Source organism: Marinococcus sp. LNSP9103-4, from assembly GCF_056034345.1.
The window spans coordinates 148,838-164,831 of record NZ_JBQLIA010000003.1 but is presented as its reverse complement, the minus strand read 5'-3'; the positions used below and the strand labels follow the sequence as shown (position 1 = coordinate 164,831).

Annotated in this window: 21 protein-coding genes; 8 read left to right on the top strand and 13 right to left on the bottom strand. The window is 46.1% G+C overall.

Annotated features, from left to right (window positions below):
- Positions 1-10 precede the first annotated feature (10 nt).
- Positions 11-1,243 carry a bifunctional glutamate N-acetyltransferase/amino-acid acetyltransferase ArgJ gene (gene argJ / locus ACTRXG_RS03560; protein ID WP_474284051.1) on the bottom strand — a complete coding sequence of 411 codons (1,233 nt, stop codon included), beginning with the start codon at positions 1,241-1,243 and terminating at the stop codon, positions 11-13.
- A gap of 16 nt (positions 1,244-1,259) precedes the next feature.
- Positions 1,260-2,291, bottom strand: a complete 1,032-nt coding sequence (gene argC, locus ACTRXG_RS03555) for an N-acetyl-gamma-glutamyl-phosphate reductase (RefSeq protein ID WP_474262024.1) — start codon at positions 2,289-2,291, stop codon at positions 1,260-1,262.
- 363 nt (positions 2,292-2,654) lie between these two features.
- Here argC and ACTRXG_RS03550 point away from each other — a divergent pair, with 363 nt between their 5' ends.
- Positions 2,655-3,491 (top strand): Cof-type HAD-IIB family hydrolase, encoded by an 837-nt coding sequence (locus ACTRXG_RS03550; RefSeq protein ID WP_474262023.1) that lies wholly within the window; start codon positions 2,655-2,657, stop codon positions 3,489-3,491.
- Between the two features lie 32 nt (positions 3,492-3,523).
- Positions 3,524-3,976, top strand: a complete 453-nt coding sequence (locus tag ACTRXG_RS03545) for a GNAT family N-acetyltransferase (protein ID WP_022793227.1) — start codon at positions 3,524-3,526, stop codon at positions 3,974-3,976.
- A 33-nt stretch (positions 3,977-4,009) separates the two neighbouring features.
- On the opposite strand, the gene ACTRXG_RS03540 is transcribed toward ACTRXG_RS03545, so the two are convergent.
- A complete protein-coding gene (locus ACTRXG_RS03540) occupies positions 4,010-4,576 on the bottom strand; it encodes a helix-turn-helix domain-containing protein (RefSeq protein WP_474262022.1) in 567 nt (188 codons plus the stop codon).
- Positions 4,577-4,643: 67 nt separating this feature from the next.
- On the opposite strand from ACTRXG_RS03540, the gene ACTRXG_RS03535 reads away from it, so the two are divergent.
- Positions 4,644-5,354, top strand: a complete 711-nt coding sequence (locus ACTRXG_RS03535) for an AzlC family ABC transporter permease (protein ID WP_474279210.1) — start codon at positions 4,644-4,646, stop codon at positions 5,352-5,354.
- Entirely contained in the window at positions 5,351-5,653 is a 303-nt protein-coding gene (locus ACTRXG_RS03530; protein ID WP_474284050.1) for an AzlD domain-containing protein, read from the top strand. Before ACTRXG_RS03535 ends, ACTRXG_RS03530 begins: the two co-directional genes overlap by 4 nt.
- 34 nt (positions 5,654-5,687) lie before the next feature.
- Here ACTRXG_RS03530 and ACTRXG_RS03525 read toward each other — a convergent pair whose 3' ends face one another.
- The 5 genes from ACTRXG_RS03525 to ACTRXG_RS03505 all read right to left on the bottom strand — a co-directional run bounded on the left by ACTRXG_RS03525 (position 5,688) and on the right by ACTRXG_RS03505 (position 8,849).
- Entirely contained in the window at positions 5,688-6,158 is a 471-nt protein-coding gene (locus tag ACTRXG_RS03525) for a BsuPI-related putative proteinase inhibitor (RefSeq protein ID WP_474284049.1), read from the bottom strand.
- A 28-nt stretch (positions 6,159-6,186) separates the two neighbouring features.
- Positions 6,187-7,032 carry a YitT family protein gene (locus ACTRXG_RS03520; protein ID WP_322526440.1) on the bottom strand — a complete coding sequence of 282 codons (846 nt, stop codon included), beginning with the start codon at positions 7,030-7,032 and terminating at the stop codon, positions 6,187-6,189.
- Positions 7,033-7,062: 30 nt separating this feature from the next.
- A complete protein-coding gene (locus ACTRXG_RS03515; RefSeq protein ID WP_474284048.1) occupies positions 7,063-7,818 on the bottom strand; it encodes an alpha/beta fold hydrolase in 756 nt (251 codons plus the stop codon).
- A 164-nt stretch (positions 7,819-7,982) separates the two neighbouring features.
- The gene (locus tag ACTRXG_RS03510; protein WP_022793220.1) at positions 7,983-8,297 is read right to left on the bottom strand and encodes a hypothetical protein; all 315 of its coding nucleotides are present in this window, start codon (positions 8,295-8,297) and stop codon (positions 7,983-7,985) included.
- Positions 8,298-8,477: 180 nt separating this feature from the next.
- A complete protein-coding gene (locus ACTRXG_RS03505; protein WP_474262017.1) occupies positions 8,478-8,849 on the bottom strand; it encodes a rhodanese-like domain-containing protein in 372 nt (123 codons plus the stop codon).
- Positions 8,850-8,976: 127 nt separating this feature from the next.
- Between ACTRXG_RS03505 and ACTRXG_RS03500 the strand changes: the two genes are divergently transcribed.
- Complete coding sequence (locus ACTRXG_RS03500; protein WP_474284047.1) at positions 8,977-9,876, top strand: PucR family transcriptional regulator; 900 nt, start codon at positions 8,977-8,979, stop codon at positions 9,874-9,876.
- Position 9,877: 1 nt separating this feature from the next.
- Here ACTRXG_RS03500 and ACTRXG_RS03495 read toward each other — a convergent pair whose 3' ends face one another.
- Entirely contained in the window at positions 9,878-10,753 is an 876-nt protein-coding gene (locus ACTRXG_RS03495) for a fumarylacetoacetate hydrolase family protein (RefSeq protein ID WP_474279218.1), read from the bottom strand.
- 21 nt (positions 10,754-10,774) lie between these two features.
- The gene (locus ACTRXG_RS03490) at positions 10,775-11,341 is read right to left on the bottom strand and encodes a hypothetical protein (RefSeq protein WP_474279989.1); all 567 of its coding nucleotides are present in this window, start codon (positions 11,339-11,341) and stop codon (positions 10,775-10,777) included.
- 162 nt (positions 11,342-11,503) lie between these two features.
- On the opposite strand from ACTRXG_RS03490, the gene ACTRXG_RS03485 reads away from it, so the two are divergent.
- Positions 11,504-11,944 (top strand): hypothetical protein, encoded by a 441-nt coding sequence (locus tag ACTRXG_RS03485; protein WP_474262013.1) that lies wholly within the window; start codon positions 11,504-11,506, stop codon positions 11,942-11,944.
- Positions 11,945-11,991: 47 nt separating this feature from the next.
- Here the strand turns inward: ACTRXG_RS03485 and accB are convergent, their stop codons facing one another.
- From accB to accC, 3 genes are read right to left on the bottom strand one after another with little or no spacing between them, the layout of a single operon-like run.
- Positions 11,992-12,477 (bottom strand): acetyl-CoA carboxylase biotin carboxyl carrier protein, encoded by a 486-nt coding sequence (gene accB / locus ACTRXG_RS03480; RefSeq protein ID WP_474284046.1) that lies wholly within the window; start codon positions 12,475-12,477, stop codon positions 11,992-11,994.
- A 29-nt stretch (positions 12,478-12,506) separates the two neighbouring features.
- Positions 12,507-13,139 (bottom strand): TetR/AcrR family transcriptional regulator, encoded by a 633-nt coding sequence (locus tag ACTRXG_RS03475; RefSeq protein WP_474284045.1) that lies wholly within the window; start codon positions 13,137-13,139, stop codon positions 12,507-12,509.
- Positions 13,140-13,162: 23 nt separating this feature from the next.
- Positions 13,163-14,524 (bottom strand): acetyl-CoA carboxylase biotin carboxylase subunit, encoded by a 1,362-nt coding sequence (accC, locus tag ACTRXG_RS03470; RefSeq protein WP_474284044.1) that lies wholly within the window; start codon positions 14,522-14,524, stop codon positions 13,163-13,165.
- A 241-nt stretch (positions 14,525-14,765) separates the two neighbouring features.
- Between accC and ACTRXG_RS03465 the strand changes: the two genes are divergently transcribed.
- Together ACTRXG_RS03465 and ACTRXG_RS03460 are read left to right on the top strand one after the other, a co-directional pair.
- Positions 14,766-15,623: a dimethylarginine dimethylaminohydrolase family protein gene (locus tag ACTRXG_RS03465; protein ID WP_474279220.1), complete on the top strand. Its 858-nt coding sequence runs from the start codon at positions 14,766-14,768 to the stop codon at positions 15,621-15,623.
- 18 nt (positions 15,624-15,641) lie between these two features.
- Positions 15,642-15,932 carry a 4a-hydroxytetrahydrobiopterin dehydratase gene (locus ACTRXG_RS03460; protein WP_474284043.1) on the top strand — a complete coding sequence of 97 codons (291 nt, stop codon included), beginning with the start codon at positions 15,642-15,644 and terminating at the stop codon, positions 15,930-15,932.
- Positions 15,933-15,994 lie beyond the last annotated feature (62 nt).

Genomic DNA, 15,994 nt, shown 5'->3' with positions numbered 1-15,994 from the left:
CCTTCTTTCCCTACGTCCGGTATCCGGCGTTAATTCTTACATAATCATACGTCAGGTCGCATCCCCATGCTTTGCCGCTTCCATTGCCCACGTGGAGGTTCACCGTTATCTCCACCGTGTCATTTTCCAGATACGCTTTTGCATCCTCTTCGGAAAAATGCACCGGAGTGCTTGCTTTCAAGGTTTCTACCGGCCCTACGGATATATCCACCGTATCCGGATCAAGCTCTACTTCACTGTAACCGAGAGCGACAATCACCCGTCCCCAGTTGGCGTCTGTGCCGTATACAGCGGTTTTCACCAGGTCTGATCCGACAATCTGCTTGGCTGCCTGGCCGGCTTCTTCATCTGTAGCAGCACCTTCGACCTTCACTTCGATCAGCTTGGTGGCCCCTTCCCCGTCTCTCGCGATCTTTTTCGAAAGGGATTCACATGTCTCCTTCAATCCGGTAACGAACGCGTTCCAATCAGGGTGACCGGGGTGCAGCGGGCTGTTTTCCGCCTTGCCGCTCGCCATGACGACTACCATGTCATTCGTTGAGGTATCGCCGTCAATCGTAATCCGGTTAAACGTTTTGTTCGTTATTTCTGAAAGCGCCGTCTGCAGATGAGCGGACTCAATGGCAGCGTCCGTCGTTACAAATCCTAGCATTGTAGCCATGTTTGGATGTATCATTCCGGAGCCTTTCGCTACGCCTCCGATAAACACTGCTTTATTGTCCACCCATGTCTGAAAGCATGCGTGCTTTCCAGCAACATCCGTCGTCATGATTGCTTCATTAAAATCCTGCGCCCGTTCGAATCCGGTTTCCGGCTCGAGGTGGGCAATGCCTTCATTTATTTTCTCCATCGGCATCGCTTCGCCGATCACACCGGTAGAAGTGACCGCTACCTGATGTTCCGGCAGACCGAATTTTTCGGCACTGTTTTTTCTCATGGTATAGGCATCCTCGAGCCCCTGTCTTCCTGTACATGAATTGGCGTTCCCGCTATTGACGACGATTGCCCGAAGCTTTCCCTCTTTGGCAATGCTTTCTTTCGTCACCTGCAGCGGTGCTGCCTGGATTTTATTCAACGTATATACAGCGGCACTCGACGCTGGCACGTCACAAATAATAGCTCCGAGATCTTTTCTTTTTCTTTTGACCTTTGTATGAATACCCGCTGCGGAGAAACCGGCAGGACTTAAAATGCTTCCTCCCGATACTTCTATTACCTGCTCTGTTGTCGATGCCTCTACCATGATTTTTCTTCCTTTCTTATGGATAAACCGGAAGCTGAGAAATTCCTTCCTTCTCATCTGCTCCCAGCATCACATTCATATTTTGTATCGCCTGCCCCGAGGCGCCTTTAACTAAGTTATCAATTACTGAAACCACCGTCAGCCGGTTGGTACGCTCGTCCACTGTCCAGCCGATATCGCAAAAATTACTTCCATATACTTCTTTAGTTGCTGGAAATGCTTTTTCTCCCCGTATTCTAACGAAAGGCTCCTTGTCATATGCCTGATGAAGCAGCTCTTCAATATGACCGCTTTTCGTCCCTTCGGTAAGCGGCATATACATAGTAGCTAAAATCCCCCTCGTCATCGGCACCAGGTGAGGGCTGAACGTAACGGGGTGATTTCCACCTGTATGCATGTCCAGTGCCTGTTCGATCTCTGGTGTGTGCTTATGCTCATTCACTTTATAAATTTTAAAATTCCCATCCATTTCACTGAAATGAGTGACCGCTGATGGCGTCCGACCCGCTCCTGTAGTGCCTGTTTTTGCATCAATGATGATATTCGAAGGATCAATCACGTCCTTATCCACCAGCGGCAGAAGGCCAAGAAGCACTGCTGTCGGATAGCATCCCGGATTTGACAATAGAGAAGCTTCTGCCACTTCGTTTCTGTTCCATTCCGTCAAACCATAGACGGCTTCCTGAAGCAGGGATTCCGGTGCGCTTTGACGCTGGTACCACTGTTCGTAAGTTCCTGCGTTCTTCAGCCGGAGATCCCCGGACAAATCAATCACCCTCGTGTGTGCTGCAATAGCTTCGCTCCATTCCGCTGATATACCGGGCGGGGTCGAAAGAAATACAACGTCATATGCGGACCAGTCAGCTGCCTCAAGCGGCTTCAGAATTTCATTATATAAATCTTTCATATGCGGATACATATCAGAAAGCTTCGTATTTTGCTTCGAGGAGGAGTAAACATCTATTTGTTCAACGCCGCGATGCTGGGCCAGCATGCGTATTAACTCCACTCCTCCGTAGCCAGTTGCTCCAATAATAGCTGTATTCATAAAGTTGCACCTCTATTTATCTTTATACAATATGTTCTGGTGATTATTATAAGTCTGAATATATATTAATGCAACTGTATTTTTATTTTTTCTTCATATTTTTTCATTTCCGTCATAAGCTGAGTTTATTAAGCTTTTTCTAATTGTTCAGCCTTTTTCCGGGGAATATAGTTTATGTATGAAAATGTACAATTGATGTATAAATGAGTAGAATGCTTTCATCTTTTTTATCACGTGGCAGGTATTCCTTTTCTTTTCTTTTTGCTTTTGTTCCAGTAAAATAAAGAGCGGATCGTGAAAGACGCTGTTTCTATACAGTCGTACAGACGCATTTATATTTCCACCAGGAAAGAAGAGGTTTTTATGAAAAAACATTTGATAGCTCTTGATCTAGACGGGACGCTTTTAAAAGATGATAAAACAATTTCCACAAAGACCTGGAAAGTAATCCAGCAGGCTAAACAAGCCGGGCATACAATAGCTATCGCTACCGGCAGACCATACCGCGCCAGTAAAATGTACTACCAGCAGCTCGGCCTTTCCACGCCTATCGTTAATTTCAACGGAGCCTATGTTCATCATCCGGCCGATCGCTCTTTCCGCTCCTTCCATGAACCGCTTGACCTGGATCTTGCCAGGACAGTGATTGAGACCTGCCGCAAGCTAAATGTCCAAAACATGCTTGCTGAAGTTCTCGATGACGTGTACATGGATGAGCATGATGAATCCTTTATTGATCTTCTGGCTTTCCAGGGACCGGTAACCGGAGCCGGAAGACTTGAAAGAGTGCTTCCGAACTCTCCTACTTCCCTGCTCGTGTATCCACAGGAAGGGACAGCAGAACGCCTGCAGGATCTGCTCTCATCCAGTGAAGCCAAGGGCATGCATCAGCGCTCGTGGGGAGAGCCTCACCATATGATTGAAATAATAAAAAAGGGAAATCACAAAGCAAACGGCCTCGAAAAAGTCGCTGCCTATGCGGGGCTCTCAATGGAGGATGTAATTGCTTTCGGGGATGAGGATAATGATCTGGAAATGCTTGAAGCCGCTGGGACCGGGCTTGCCATGGGAAATGCGAGTACAGCTACAAAATCAGCGGCCAATGAAGTCATTGGTTCAAATGAAGAAGACGGCATCGCCCATTATTTAGAAGAGCGGTTAAAGCTTTCCGCGGACGACACAGTGCTTTTTAAAAATTAAACGCGTGATTTTAAATAAGGATGTGTTCAACGATGCAGGTGTATAAAGTACCTACAGATACCGAACAGTATGTGAGAAATCAAATAGCAGATCTGCTTATGGGGCAGATGGATTCCATCGGCATGAAGGATGCTTACCGGTTTCTACAGCGGGCTATCGATCTTTCTCTTGATTCCGACTCCACCGCCCATATTTTTGTAGCTGAAACGGAGGAACAGATTGTCGGAGCTGCTTTTTTAAATATTGGCATCAGTCTTGAAAAGGGAGGGTATTATGTCTGGCTGAATGATCTCTACGTGGATCAGCAGTACCGGAACCGGGGTATTGCCAAGAAGCTTCTGTTAAAAATTATTTACTGGGCAGAGCATAATGACATCAAAGGCATTGAATTGGAAACCGGAGTGAACAACGCAGCCACAAAAGCATTGTATAATTCCCTCGGCTTTTACGACGTTATTTCCAAACGTTACGGCTTCCGTTTTTAAGTTCTGTCTTCCCTTTAAGGGGGAAGGCTTTTTTTATTGCCGGTAAGCGGTATAAAAAAGCATAAGAACGCCTTTGACTTTTTCCGAAGCGGTATTAATATAGGCGTGAGAGTGATCCGCCCGGAAACGCAGCGCGTCCCCCGGCTTCATTAATTGTTTACTTTCCTCTTTCGTCTGTACCTCCATCTGCCCTTCGTGCACAAAAATGTATTCCTCTACTCCGAATGGGTGGGCAGAAGAATAATGGCTTCCCCAAGGAGCCAGCACAAATTCATACCATTCGACTGGAGCCTGTTCGTGTTTGGAAAAAATATTCCGGACTGCGTAGCCGTTCTCCCCTTCGAGCCAGGCAGCTTTATCAGCGGAAACAAATTCAATGTCCGGCCGCTGCTGCTGCAGAAATGCGGAAAACCCTACACCCATCCCTTCTGCAATCTTCCACATCGTCGTAATCGTCGGATTCGATGCCCCGCGCTCAATCTGTCCAAGCATCGGTTTGCTTACTCCTGTTGCTTCAGACAGTCTATCCAGACTCCACCCACGCTCATGGCGAAGCTGTCGTAATGTTTTGCCAATTTCTTTCCCGATTGATTCTTTCATTTTTTCACCTCTGTTGTATAATATAACATACAAATGTAAAATATAATTAAATAGAGAGGAGGCCCTTATGAGTAATACAGCTGCATTAGAACACTCCTGGGCCAACGGCCTTACGCAGGGTCTTCCTATCGCCGCCGGTTATGTACCTGCTGCTTTGGGGTTTGGTCTGCTTGGTGCCAACAGCGGTCTGTCCATATTTGAAACAGCACTTATGAGTATTATCATTTTTTCCGGTGCCGCCCAGTATATGGCTATTGGGCTGATTACTGCCGGGGCTGGTTTATACAGTATTTGGATTTCCACGTTTCTCATAAATATCCGGCATTTATTAATGAGCGCTTCTGCCAAACAATCTCTTTTCTCAGACTCTAAATGGAAACAGGCGGTTTTAGCATTTGGATTAACAGACGAAGTCTTTGCGTTGATCTCTTCCAGAAGGAATAAAACGACCGTATTTTTCGGGATTGGGGTCTTTTTGGCAGCATATATCAGTTGGGTTGCTTTTTCATGTGCCGGATATTATTTTGGCGCCTTCTTTCCCGGTTATCTGCAGATCAGCATGGATTTTGCTTTATATGCCCTGTTTGCCGCACTATTGTTTCCCGCAATTTTAAAATACCGGATGGCCCTTTACACCGCTGGCTTAAGCGCAGCTATCAACACGTTTCTTGGGATCTGGCTTTCTTCAGGATGGGCTATTCCAGCTGCAATGACAGCCTCAGTCATTATTGTCGTATATGTCAGTTCCTTTGAGCAGAAAAAGAGGGATCGGCCATGAACATGCTTCTTTTAATCATTGGAATGGGCGTTATTACATACGTAACGAGAGTGGTCCCTTTCTTTTCATTAAATATTAACCGGCTGCCCGTTTCCGTGCAGCAGGCACTCCAGTTCATTCCGTATGCAGCGCTCGGAGCTCTTCTGCTTCCGGGAGCCCTGCGTTCCCCTCCTGATGCCTGGTTCGGCATGCTCGGTCTCTGCATTGCCTTTTTGATCGCTTTTATAGGCGGAAGGTTCACTGCTATCATTTGCGGTACTATCGGTCTGCTTTCTCTTGCTGCTTTTTTTATTTATTGATACTAAAAAGCAGGAGCTTTGCCAGCTCCTGCTCTTACGGGGCGTCGGACGTTTCCAGAGCCGGGGTATCCAGATTTTCAGCAAGGATCCGGAATTCTGCCTGATACGACTTTTCAGGATCGAGAAGGTCTGCATCAAGCTCTCCGTCCCACCTTCGTATGTTTCCGGCATTGATCTCCACAGATTTCTCCACCTGCGTAAACACCTTTCCCTCCGAATAAATATAAACTGGTTCGGATACGCCCTCTTCTTTAATAATAACTTCTATTTCCTGGCCATCCGGGAAATCCAGCTTCATTTCTCCGCTGCCCGTATTTTCAAATTCCAAATGCCAGGCGTTGCTTTCAGTGTCCAGAGTGCCGGCAAGCTCCCAATCCTTTTTTGTCATTGAAGCTTCCTGACTTCCGGCGGAAGGCTCTTCAGCAGTCTGTTCGCTGCCGCACGCAGCGACAGGGAGCATACAGAAACATACCAGTACTGCAGCTAACCACTTTTTTACGGCCATCTCTCTCACTTCCCGACTTTTATTTTGATTAGTCGTCTTTACGGAACAGCCCGAACACCGTTGTCGTGTTAATAATGTTTGTGAATGCCTCCGGATCTGCTTCCTGCACCACCTGCTGAAGCGTGTACATTTCGTACCGTGTAATCACTGTCATTAATATTTCTTTTTCGCTTGCATCAAATCCTCCCCGGGCAGGAATCCGTGTGATCCCCCTTGTCAGATTTTGATGAATGGCATCCCGCATCTCGTCCGGGTTTTTCGTTACGATTAAAGCTGTAAGCTTTACGTGTCGTGTGTGAATAGTATCTATGACCCTTGATCCGACATACAGTGTTACCAGGGTGTATAAAGAGCTTTCCCAGTTGTACAGAAAGCCGGCTGCTATAACGATGACCCCGTTCAGCAGCATGAAATACGTACCGACCGGACGGTCTCCCATACGTGCCAGCACCAGGGCCACAATATCCAGGCCGCCCGCAGAAGCCCCCCACTTCAAGGCTACGGCAGCTCCTGCAGCTGTAATTGCCCCGCCAAAGACACTGTTTAATAAAATGTCTCCCGAAAGTTCCGTAATAGGTATAAGATCAAGAAAAAACGTTGTCAGCGCTACGTGCAAAAAGCTGTAGAACGTAAACAGCCGTCCTACTTTAAACCAGCCGAGCATAGCAATCGGTATATTGATCAGAAACAAAAGTACGCCGGTGGAAAGCGGAAGAAAGCCTGCAATAATCTGCGCAATCCCCGTAGCTCCACTCGCAAATACATTTGCCGGCTCCAAAAACAAGTTCAGGCCGACTGCCATAATCAAAGCCCCGAATACGATAACCAGGACACGTATGACTTCCGATACGATAGATGAATGGCTTGTAAGCATAGTTGTCCTCCTTTCTACTGCACGTTTACTTTAAATACGGGAGGCGGCCCATTCTGAGGCTGCGATCATCCCTTCTCTCGTTACTTTATGACCCGCTTCCTGCTGCAGATAATAGGCCTGCCCCGCTGAAGTTCTATCCGGAAGACGTTCATAAAAGCGATACGATAATTCATAAGGGACAACGTCATCTTCTTTTCCATGCCAAAAAAAGATAGGTTTTGCTTCCACTTTAGCGGGATCAAGGGAAAGATCATACGTGGCCAGTTTGTCTAACAAATCCTGCTCCTCACGTGCCGAGAGCTCCCAGTCAGACGTTTTCTTTAATGAACGTATCTGTTCTTCAGCCATTGCTTTCCAGGATGGCGACCCCATCATGATCATGCCTCCCTGAATCCACTCGAAGGACTTGAGCGCTCCGCATGAAATGATTCCTCCCATAGAAGTACCGGAAACATACACCCGGCCGCTGTCAATCCATTCATATGTAGTCATTTCATTCAGCAGAGCTTCAGTTTCCTCCACCGCCTGCATGACAATATTCCAAAAGGCATAGGTTCTACTGCCAGCGTCCATATCGCCTTCACGTTCTCCGTGATGAAGAGCATCCGGAAGCACTACCCGCAGCCCTCTTTCTGCCAAATAATAGGCGAAGGAAAGATTCTGCTCTTTACTGCTGCCAAGGCCATGCCAGAATAAAACCGTCGGCTGCGGATGATGTTTATCTGCCTGTTTAGAAATATGCAGGCTGGGAATATCTGCGATCATTTGCTTTTCGATAGTAATCATGCCAGTCCATCCTTTACAGCCGTTATAGTAGTACACTCTGAATATTGTACCCCAGTAAAGCAATTATTGAAAAGACCGAAGCCTTCCATTTCCTTCAATCATCTTTAGGAACATAAAAAGACAGCTGCGTGCATTAAGCACTTCGACAGCTGTCTTTCCGTTGCCTATTTTTCATCTTTTTCCTTTGCTGTCCGGAGGGGTTCTTCCTCTTTTTCCTCTGCTTCTTCGTAATGAAGGACAGAGTATTGAGCACCTTCAGAAACCATTTTGTTGTCTTCAAAATCCTGAGGGTTCGGGTTACCTACAGTTTCATTCAATTCTTTATCTTCTTCTTCTTTCGTTTTGCCGCCTACTTTAGCCGCTGTTCGTTTTGATACATCTTTCACCTGCGCTCTTGTTTCTCCGTCTTTAAGGAAATAAACGGCTGCGCCAACAATCAGTGCTGTCAATACGGTCCATAAAATACTATTTTTCTGCATACATACGCCTCCTGTCTCAATCAACTGTATTCAATGCTCTTTTTTGCTATTTCCCAAATCAATTAATACTAAACCCTTCATCTTTATAGAAAAGAAGACACATTCAGCTTTTTCAGTGAGAATTATGATAGCTGTTATATTAAAAAAGCTGCAGAAATTACTCTGCAGCTTTCTTCGCGATTATTTTTTATATAAATCGTTTACGTCCTTTAACGGATTTTCCATGCCGGAATTCGTTTCTTCATCCCAGGCGAGCATCCCACCGGCAAAATTATAAACATTTTCAATGCCATTGTCCTGAAAATACTGGGCCGTATGCTGGCTTCTTGAACCGCTTCGGCAGATAAAAACGTATGATTCATCTTTTTTAAACTGATCGATCACTTCAGGGACCTGATTCATCGGAAGAAGAGGCACACCCGGTATATGACGTTCTTCATATTCGCCCGGCTCTCTTATATCAATCATGATCGGTGTTTTTTTACCGTTATTATATTGTTCTTTCAGTTCGTCTACATCCAACTGGCGGATTCCTTCTAAATCGTAAGCCAATGTCGTTCATCCTTTCTATTTTAGCTTTCTGGGTCATTCTATCATCTGGGCGCCAATTCGTTAAAAGTCTTATACCTTAGAATAATGCGTGTCTGATACAATAATGTAAGAATAGGAGGCGGTCAGCTTGCAAAATGATATTATTTCGCTATTTCCAGAAGCAGTGCCCCAGGAGCAATGGAAGGAAATCAACCAGCCCGAACAACACCTTTATTACAGGCTTCCGGATGGTGCACAATTGGCTATTCCCATTCATTCACTCTCGATCCGGGAAAAGCAGCTGCTCGAAACTGTGCTCACGCCCGTATCCCCCGGGAGCCGGGAAGACTCTCCCTGGGCTGCCTATCTTCAGGCAAAAAGTGATACGCTTCCTGAGCATATTCCCAGTCCGTTTCGTTTTTTATTTCTTGAAGGCTCCAGCCTTTACCGCTGGAAAAATGATATTTACGATACTCTTCTTGAATATTACCAGCGCTCTGTCATTCTTACCGTCCTCGGGGATGAAAAGCTTCTTGCTGTTATCCCGGATGATGACTCAGACGAGGAGGAAGTATTCGAGGCTCAGGAATTATCAACACTGCTGATGGGAGACACGATGGTTGATGCCTCTGTTTATTGCGGAAGAAAGGTATACCGCAGTGAAAATATTCGTTTAATTTATCAGCAGGAACAGGAGATGTTTTCATTTCTTCAGGAGCAGCAGCCTTCCAGACGCTCTTTTGCCCCATTTGAAGCGCTGCCCTGCATTCATATGGTTGAAAGTACCCGGTTCTCTAAAAAAGAACTTTTCCATTATGCTCTAAGCGGTCTCGAACAGGATGAAGAATTAATGCACACTCTTTATACTTTCTTCCTCGAAAACTTAAACAGCAGCGCCACCGCCAAAAGGCTCCACCTGCACAGGAATACGCTGAAATACCGCCTCGACAAAGTGACAGACCGGCTTGGCATCGACGTCAAACAGTTTCTGCACGCTGCCCCGCTCTTTTTACTTCTTCAGGCGCAGTATGGTTCGGGTATTGCATAGGCTATAATTTTTTTACTTTATTGGAGAGCGTACCAATCGCCTTCACATGAACGTCTACAGCATCCCCGTCCTTTAAATACTTAGGAGGATTGAACCCCGAGCCGACACCAGCCGGTGTACCCGTGGCAATAACATCACCCGGGCGGAGCGTCATACCCCTGGATAACTGTTCGATCAGCTCTTCAATATTAAAGATAAGATCCGACATACTGCCCGACTGTCTTTTTTCTCCATTTACGTAAGTTTCGAGCTTCCAGTCTGACGGCTGGCCGGAGGGGCCGACGGTAACATACGGGCCGATTGGACCATACGTGTCCCCGCTTTTTCCAAGGAAGAACTGCTGGTGCCGCTTTTGTACGTCCCGGGCAGTGATATCGTTGAACAAGGTGTACCCGAATACATAATCCATTGCATTTTCTTTTGAAATCTGCCGTCCCGCTTTTCCAATGACGACAGCTATTTCCCCTTCATAATCCAGAGCTTCTGTGAAAGATTCGTCCAGCTCTATCATTTCGCCGTGTGCGATTAATGACGAAGAAGATTTTGTAAACACCAGCGGTGCCTCCGGAGCATTTTGTGCCCCCATTTCAGCAGCGTGATCAGCGTAATTTTTTCCGATGCAGATAATGTTCTGCCCTTCCCGGTTAACCGGCGGGAGCACGTTTACACTTTCGGCAGCATGTGTCTTGAATTGGTGACGGCTTTCTGTATAGTCCTTCCACCGCTCTACAAGCAGTGCTTTTCCGTTAACGGTTTCTTCGAGCCATTTTCTCAAATCCCCGTCTTCGCCAATTTCTAAATCAACATACACATCAAATTCTTCATCGTACCCGGCAAGAAAAGAATGGCCGTTTTGTTCTACTGCTGCGATCCGCATGATTATTTTCCTCCTTGAACACTATTCTGTATGCTCAGCTTCAATCGTTACTCCGTCAAGCTCAAGGCTCTCCCCGTTCAGCAGACGGCTTTCGGCCTCCTGGGCGGGTGCCCGCCATTCCTGCTCGTATGCTTCTTCAAACTCTACGCGGGAATGGTTAAAAAACAGGCCATTTCCAGCTATATAAGGCTCGTACGATTCCAGAAATGCCTCTTCATCAGTTACCTGGACACGGACGAGAACATCACTGCCCTCCCACTGGTCGTTTTTATAATATCCAAAAGCATACACGTTATCGAGTACCGCGTAAGAACCCAGGGGAATAATTGCTTTTGTTTCCTGAGCTTCTTCAAGGCTGTCTGAGGTTATTAATTGTTCCCCCGGCTGCAGGCGGTCGGCAAAGCTGAAGCTCAAATAAAAAAATAATCCCACCATAAAAACAGCGAGTAACGGGGAAAGCAGCCGCTCTATCCGCTTTGACCGGTTAGCGCCAGCCCGGTGCAGCGCATACGCTGCCACTCCTCCTATCACTAGTGTAACAATGGCGCAGATGACATAAAAAACCCAGGGAGTTATTGTCCAAATCATTGTCTAATCCTTTCTTTGTACCTTCGTTAAAAATTCCTTTCCTATCGTACCATATCCTCCCTTCCCATCAGAAACAGAAGCTTTTCCCTTCAATCATATATACGGGTTTAGTTCTATATGAAAGCGGTAATACAAACTTAAATACCTCAGGGGGGATCGTTGATGAATAAACTGCATACCTCACTGGCTGTCTGGGCGCTCTTTTTGTTTGTTATGGCTTTTGTCCTCCCCTTTACGACAAACGGCGGCAGTACTCTGGCTGATTTAATGCACAGCTATACGATCTATGGCTTTTTTTCCCTCGTACCAATTATTGTTTACGGCACTATTCTTTCGATCTGTTCAGACTGGATCACCAACCTTTTCTTCAGGCGCATCCCCGAAGTCTCCCTCGTTCTGCACATGATTGGCGGAGCTTTTGTTTATGTTTTTTCCCAGCACTGGAACATCGCACTCATGGGCATTTTCGCTGCTGTTCTGTTTTTTACACTCGACCAGCTGTTCGTCCTCTGGCACCAACGTTTTTCCTTTATGGCAAACGTTCCTTTTGTTCTCAGCTTCAGCAGTGTCCTTCTGATGTTTATCGGTGCTTCTTTTTCCTGAACAGATACAAATATGCTCCGGGGCTTCTCAGTCCCGGAGCATATTATTTATGAAGGGTTCACCCGGAAAAGAGGCTGCCCGTATTCTACTAACTCTCCGTCCTCTACTAAGATCTCTGCTATTTCTCCAGTGACCTCTGCTTCAAGCTCGTTCATTAACTTCATTGCCTCTACGATGCAGACGATGGTGTTCGGCTTAATCGCCGCCCCTTTTTCCACATAAGCTCCTGCTTCCGGTGAAGGTGAGCGGTAAAACGTGCCTACCATCGGTGATGTAATTTCATAATAATTGGACTCCGCTTCCTTTTCCCTGTTGTCTTCCGGCGTTTCTTCCTTCTTCGTTTCAGACTGCTGCGGCGCCGGCTGGGCTGCTGGCTGCGGCGCCGGCTGGACGCTCTGCTGTGCCACAGGACGCATCGCTGCTTCTTTACGTATAGTAACCTTTTCTTTCATATCGTTGCGGATCTCGAGCTCTCCAACGGAGGACTCGTCCACTGCCTGAATGAGCTCTTTGATTTCTTCAATGGAATACATTAGGGTTCTCTCCTCTCAAAAATAAACACTTACACATGCGTTGAATTCAAGAAAAAACGCTGGTACTTTTGCTGTTTTCTGGCTTCTTCGGTAAGGACCGCATTCATCACGAGATCGCCAAATATGTTCGCGATATCCTGAAGTGAGTACAGGCCGGTTGATTTGTACCACTTGTATGTCCAGTTCATCATTCCAAATATCGCCATCGACGTAATTGGCACTGGGAGCTCCTTTCGGAACTCTCCTTCTTCAATACCGTTTTCGACCAATTGAAACATCGTGTTCTTGTATTCATCCCGTTTGGCTTCGAGCCGCTTGAAATAATCTGAAGACAAGTGCTTTCCTTCCTGATAAAACACTGTTACATGCGGACGGTACACTTCAAACATACGGACAAACGAGCGTATTACCTCATATAACCGCTCGGCCGGTGTGTCATATCTGGACTGCACTTCGTCTGCCTTTGTAAGCACATAGGTAATGAATGATTCATGAATAGTGTACAAAAGTTCTTCTTTGGACGTGAAATTGTGATAAAAACCGCCTTTAGATGTATGGCTTTGTTTCACAATGCGATCGACGGTGACCGCATGGAAGCCAAATTCTTCAAACAGCTCCAACGCTGCATCCGTAATCCGCTTTTTTGTCGATCTGGTCGCCATCGATCCTTCCGCCTTCCTATATGCTAGACACTGCTTTCTTCTTCCATAATAGAATGGGTGTCCAAAAAGTTTGTAGTAAAGTTTCCGGAAATAAAATCTTCATGGTTTAAAAGCTTCAGGTGAAACGGGATCGTCGTATCCACTCCGTCTACGACGAATTCAAGCAGCGCCCGCTTCATCCGGGCGATCACTTCTTCCCTGTTTTTTCCGCGGACGATCAGCTTGGCTACCATTGAATCGTAGTAGGGAGAAATTTTGAACCCTGTATACATCGCACTGTCCACCCGTACACCCAATCCGCCTGGAGGCAGATAAAGTTCAAGTTTCCCAGGAGAAGGCCTGAAATTTTTTGCCGGACTTTCTGCATTGATTCTGCATTCCATCGCCCATCCCTCAATTTCAATTTCATCCTGCTTCACCTGCAGTTCATGGCCGGCTGCTGCATAAATTTGTTCTTTGATTAAATCAACACCGGTCACTTCCTCTGTCACGGGGTGCTCCACTTGAATTCTCGTATTCATCTCCATAAAATAAAACTTTTTATGGGCATCCAAAAGGAATTCCACTGTGCCCGCTCCGCAGTAATCAACTGCTTTTGCAGCCTGAACGGCGGCTTCCCCCATTGCTTTTCTCGTTTCTTCATCGAGAGCCGGTGACGGCGCTTCTTCTACAAGCTTTTGGTGGCGTCTTTGGATCGAACAGTCTCTTTCTCCTAAATGGATAACGTTTCCATGACTGTCTGCCATAACCTGAATTTCTATATGCCTTGGCTCCACGACCAGCTTCTCCATATAAACTCCGGCGTCACCAAAGGAGTTCTCTGCTTCCTGACGGGCCATCTGGATGCATTTGTCCAGGTCTTCAGCGGCATGAGCTGCCCGCATTCCTTTTCCGCCGCCGCCGGCAGTAGCCTTGATCATCACTGGATAACCGATCTCTTCTGCAAGTGCATGAACATCCGTATTTTCATCGAGCAATCCATTGCTTCCCGGCACAACCGGTACTCCTGCATCCCTCATTGTTTCTCTTGCCACGTCCTTCGTTCCCATCCGGCGGATAGCTTCCGGAGAAGGGCCGATAAACGTAATATCGTGGTCTGCACAGATTTCGGCAAATTCAGCGTTCTCTGCTAAAAAACCGTATCCCGGGTGGATCGCTTCAGCTCCTGTTTTTAAAGCAGTGGAAATTAAATTAGTCATTTTCAAGTAGCTTTCTGAGGAAGCATACGGTCCCACACAGTAAGCTTCGTCTGCCATGTGGACATGGAGGGCATCCTTATCCGCTTCAGAATATACGGCTACAGTTTCAATCCCAAGCTCCCGGCAGGCTCTTATAATGCGAACTGCGATCTCGCCGCGGTTGGCTATTAATATTCGTTTAAACATACTTCGTGCCTCTCTTTCTGTAAACAACCAGCGGCTGATTTCCGGCCCCGCTGACGATCTATCTCGAAAACCCTTGATATGTAAGGATTTTTCATAATTATACTACCCTTCATTTTATTCCTTTTGTCAATTCTTCTCAACAATTTTTTTAAAACTTTTCTTTTCTTTCCGTTAAGCATACATAATTCCCGTCGTTTTGTCTGGTATAATGTATGCTTAAAGAGAAAAGGAGCGGGTTCTTTTGACCAACACTATTACTGCGTATGTTGAAGATGAATATTCTGTTTTAGCCGATGTTATCATGTGCGAGCCCAGGCATATGGCTATTAAAGAAGTAATAAATGAAATGCAGAAGCAGCACGCTTCCGCCAATATCGATATAGAAAAAGCAGTTTTTCAGCATAAACAGCTTACAGCTGTCATTCAGGAATTCGGCGCTTCTGTACATTTTCTGCCTGCCTCCGCTTCTCTCCCCGAACAGGTCTTCACCCGGGACATTGGGTTTGTGATTGATGATCAATTGTTTTTATCAAATATGGGTACTTCTATTCGTTCGGCAGAAACCACGGCTTTAGCGGACTGGTATGAACAGCGTTACGGCCCGTGTACACATTTAAAAAGCGGCACCATCGAAGGCGGGGACGTTATGCTTTCAGAGAAGCTTCTTTTTGTCGGGCAAAGCTCCCGGACATCTAAAGAAGGCCTGGACGAACTTCAGAAAGCGTGTCCTGATAAGCAGATTATACCGGTACATTTCGATAACCGCCATCTGCATCTGGACTGTATATTTAATATTTTGGACAGTGCTACTGCTATTGCCTATGAAGCAGCCTTTGACACGGAGAGTCTGGAAGCAGTCAAGCAGTATTTTAATATTATTTCTGTACCTGAGGAGGAACAGAGCCGGCTGGGGACTAATGTATTCTCTCTCGGGCGCCGCCATGTCATCTCACTGCCGGAAAATATGCATGTTAACAAACAATTACGGGAATACGGTTTTATAGTTCATGAAGTGTCCTACGATGAAATTATAAAATCCGGGGGCTCTTTCAGGTGTACTACTCTCCCTTTGAGGCGGGAGAGAAAAAATCATCAATAAGGAAAGGAACGTGGAACAATGATCATGTCTGCAGAAGAAATTCAAAACGAGCTTAGCAATCTGCCAAAATGGAATAATGACGGGGACAAGGCCATTGTACGGGAGTATAAATTCTCTAATTATCTGGATGGTATTGAGTTTGTTAAAGAGGTGGCAGCGCATGCAGAAAATGTGCAGCACCATCCCAAAATTACCATTGATCATACCCAGATTACTATTTCTTTTACCACTGTAGACCAGGGCGGCGTCACCGAAAAAGATTTTAACGCTGCGAAGGAAGTAGAACGACTTGCCGAAGACATCCAGTAACTCGCGGATTTTCTTTTCAATAATTTGTATATAGACAGCTGCCGGATGAAATTCCGGCAGCT

Bases quoted from the DNA above. Each gene is read 5' to 3' on its own strand.
- argJ (WP_474284051.1), bottom strand. From the start codon at position 1,243: ATGGTAGAGGCATCGACAACAGAGCAGGTAATAGAAGTATCGGGAGGA.
- argC (WP_474262024.1), bottom strand. From the start codon at position 2,291: ATGAATACAGCTATTATTGGAGCAACTGGCTACGGAGGAGTGGAGTTA.
- ACTRXG_RS03550 (WP_474262023.1), top strand. From the start codon at position 2,655: ATGAAAAAACATTTGATAGCTCTTGATCTAGACGGGACGCTTTTAAAA.
- ACTRXG_RS03545 (WP_022793227.1), top strand. From the start codon at position 3,524: ATGCAGGTGTATAAAGTACCTACAGATACCGAACAGTATGTGAGAAAT.
- ACTRXG_RS03540 (WP_474262022.1), bottom strand. From the start codon at position 4,576: ATGAAAGAATCAATCGGGAAAGAAATTGGCAAAACATTACGACAGCTT.
- ACTRXG_RS03535 (WP_474279210.1), top strand. From the start codon at position 4,644: ATGAGTAATACAGCTGCATTAGAACACTCCTGGGCCAACGGCCTTACG.
- ACTRXG_RS03530 (WP_474284050.1), top strand. From the start codon at position 5,351: ATGAACATGCTTCTTTTAATCATTGGAATGGGCGTTATTACATACGTA.
- ACTRXG_RS03525 (WP_474284049.1), bottom strand. From the start codon at position 6,158: ATGGCCGTAAAAAAGTGGTTAGCTGCAGTACTGGTATGTTTCTGTATG.
- ACTRXG_RS03520 (WP_322526440.1), bottom strand. From the start codon at position 7,032: ATGCTTACAAGCCATTCATCTATCGTATCGGAAGTCATACGTGTCCTG.
- ACTRXG_RS03515 (WP_474284048.1), bottom strand. From the start codon at position 7,818: ATGATTACTATCGAAAAGCAAATGATCGCAGATATTCCCAGCCTGCAT.
- ACTRXG_RS03510 (WP_022793220.1), bottom strand. From the start codon at position 8,297: ATGCAGAAAAATAGTATTTTATGGACCGTATTGACAGCACTGATTGTT.
- ACTRXG_RS03495 (WP_474279218.1), bottom strand. From the start codon at position 10,753: ATGCGGATCGCAGCAGTAGAACAAAACGGCCATTCTTTTCTTGCCGGG.
- ACTRXG_RS03490 (WP_474279989.1), bottom strand. From the start codon at position 11,341: ATGATTTGGACAATAACTCCCTGGGTTTTTTATGTCATCTGCGCCATT.
- ACTRXG_RS03485 (WP_474262013.1), top strand. From the start codon at position 11,504: ATGAATAAACTGCATACCTCACTGGCTGTCTGGGCGCTCTTTTTGTTT.
- accB (WP_474284046.1), bottom strand. From the start codon at position 12,477: ATGTATTCCATTGAAGAAATCAAAGAGCTCATTCAGGCAGTGGACGAG.
- ACTRXG_RS03475 (WP_474284045.1), bottom strand. From the start codon at position 13,139: ATGGCGACCAGATCGACAAAAAAGCGGATTACGGATGCAGCGTTGGAG.
- accC (WP_474284044.1), bottom strand. From the start codon at position 14,524: ATGTTTAAACGAATATTAATAGCCAACCGCGGCGAGATCGCAGTTCGC.
- ACTRXG_RS03460 (WP_474284043.1), top strand. From the start codon at position 15,642: ATGATCATGTCTGCAGAAGAAATTCAAAACGAGCTTAGCAATCTGCCA.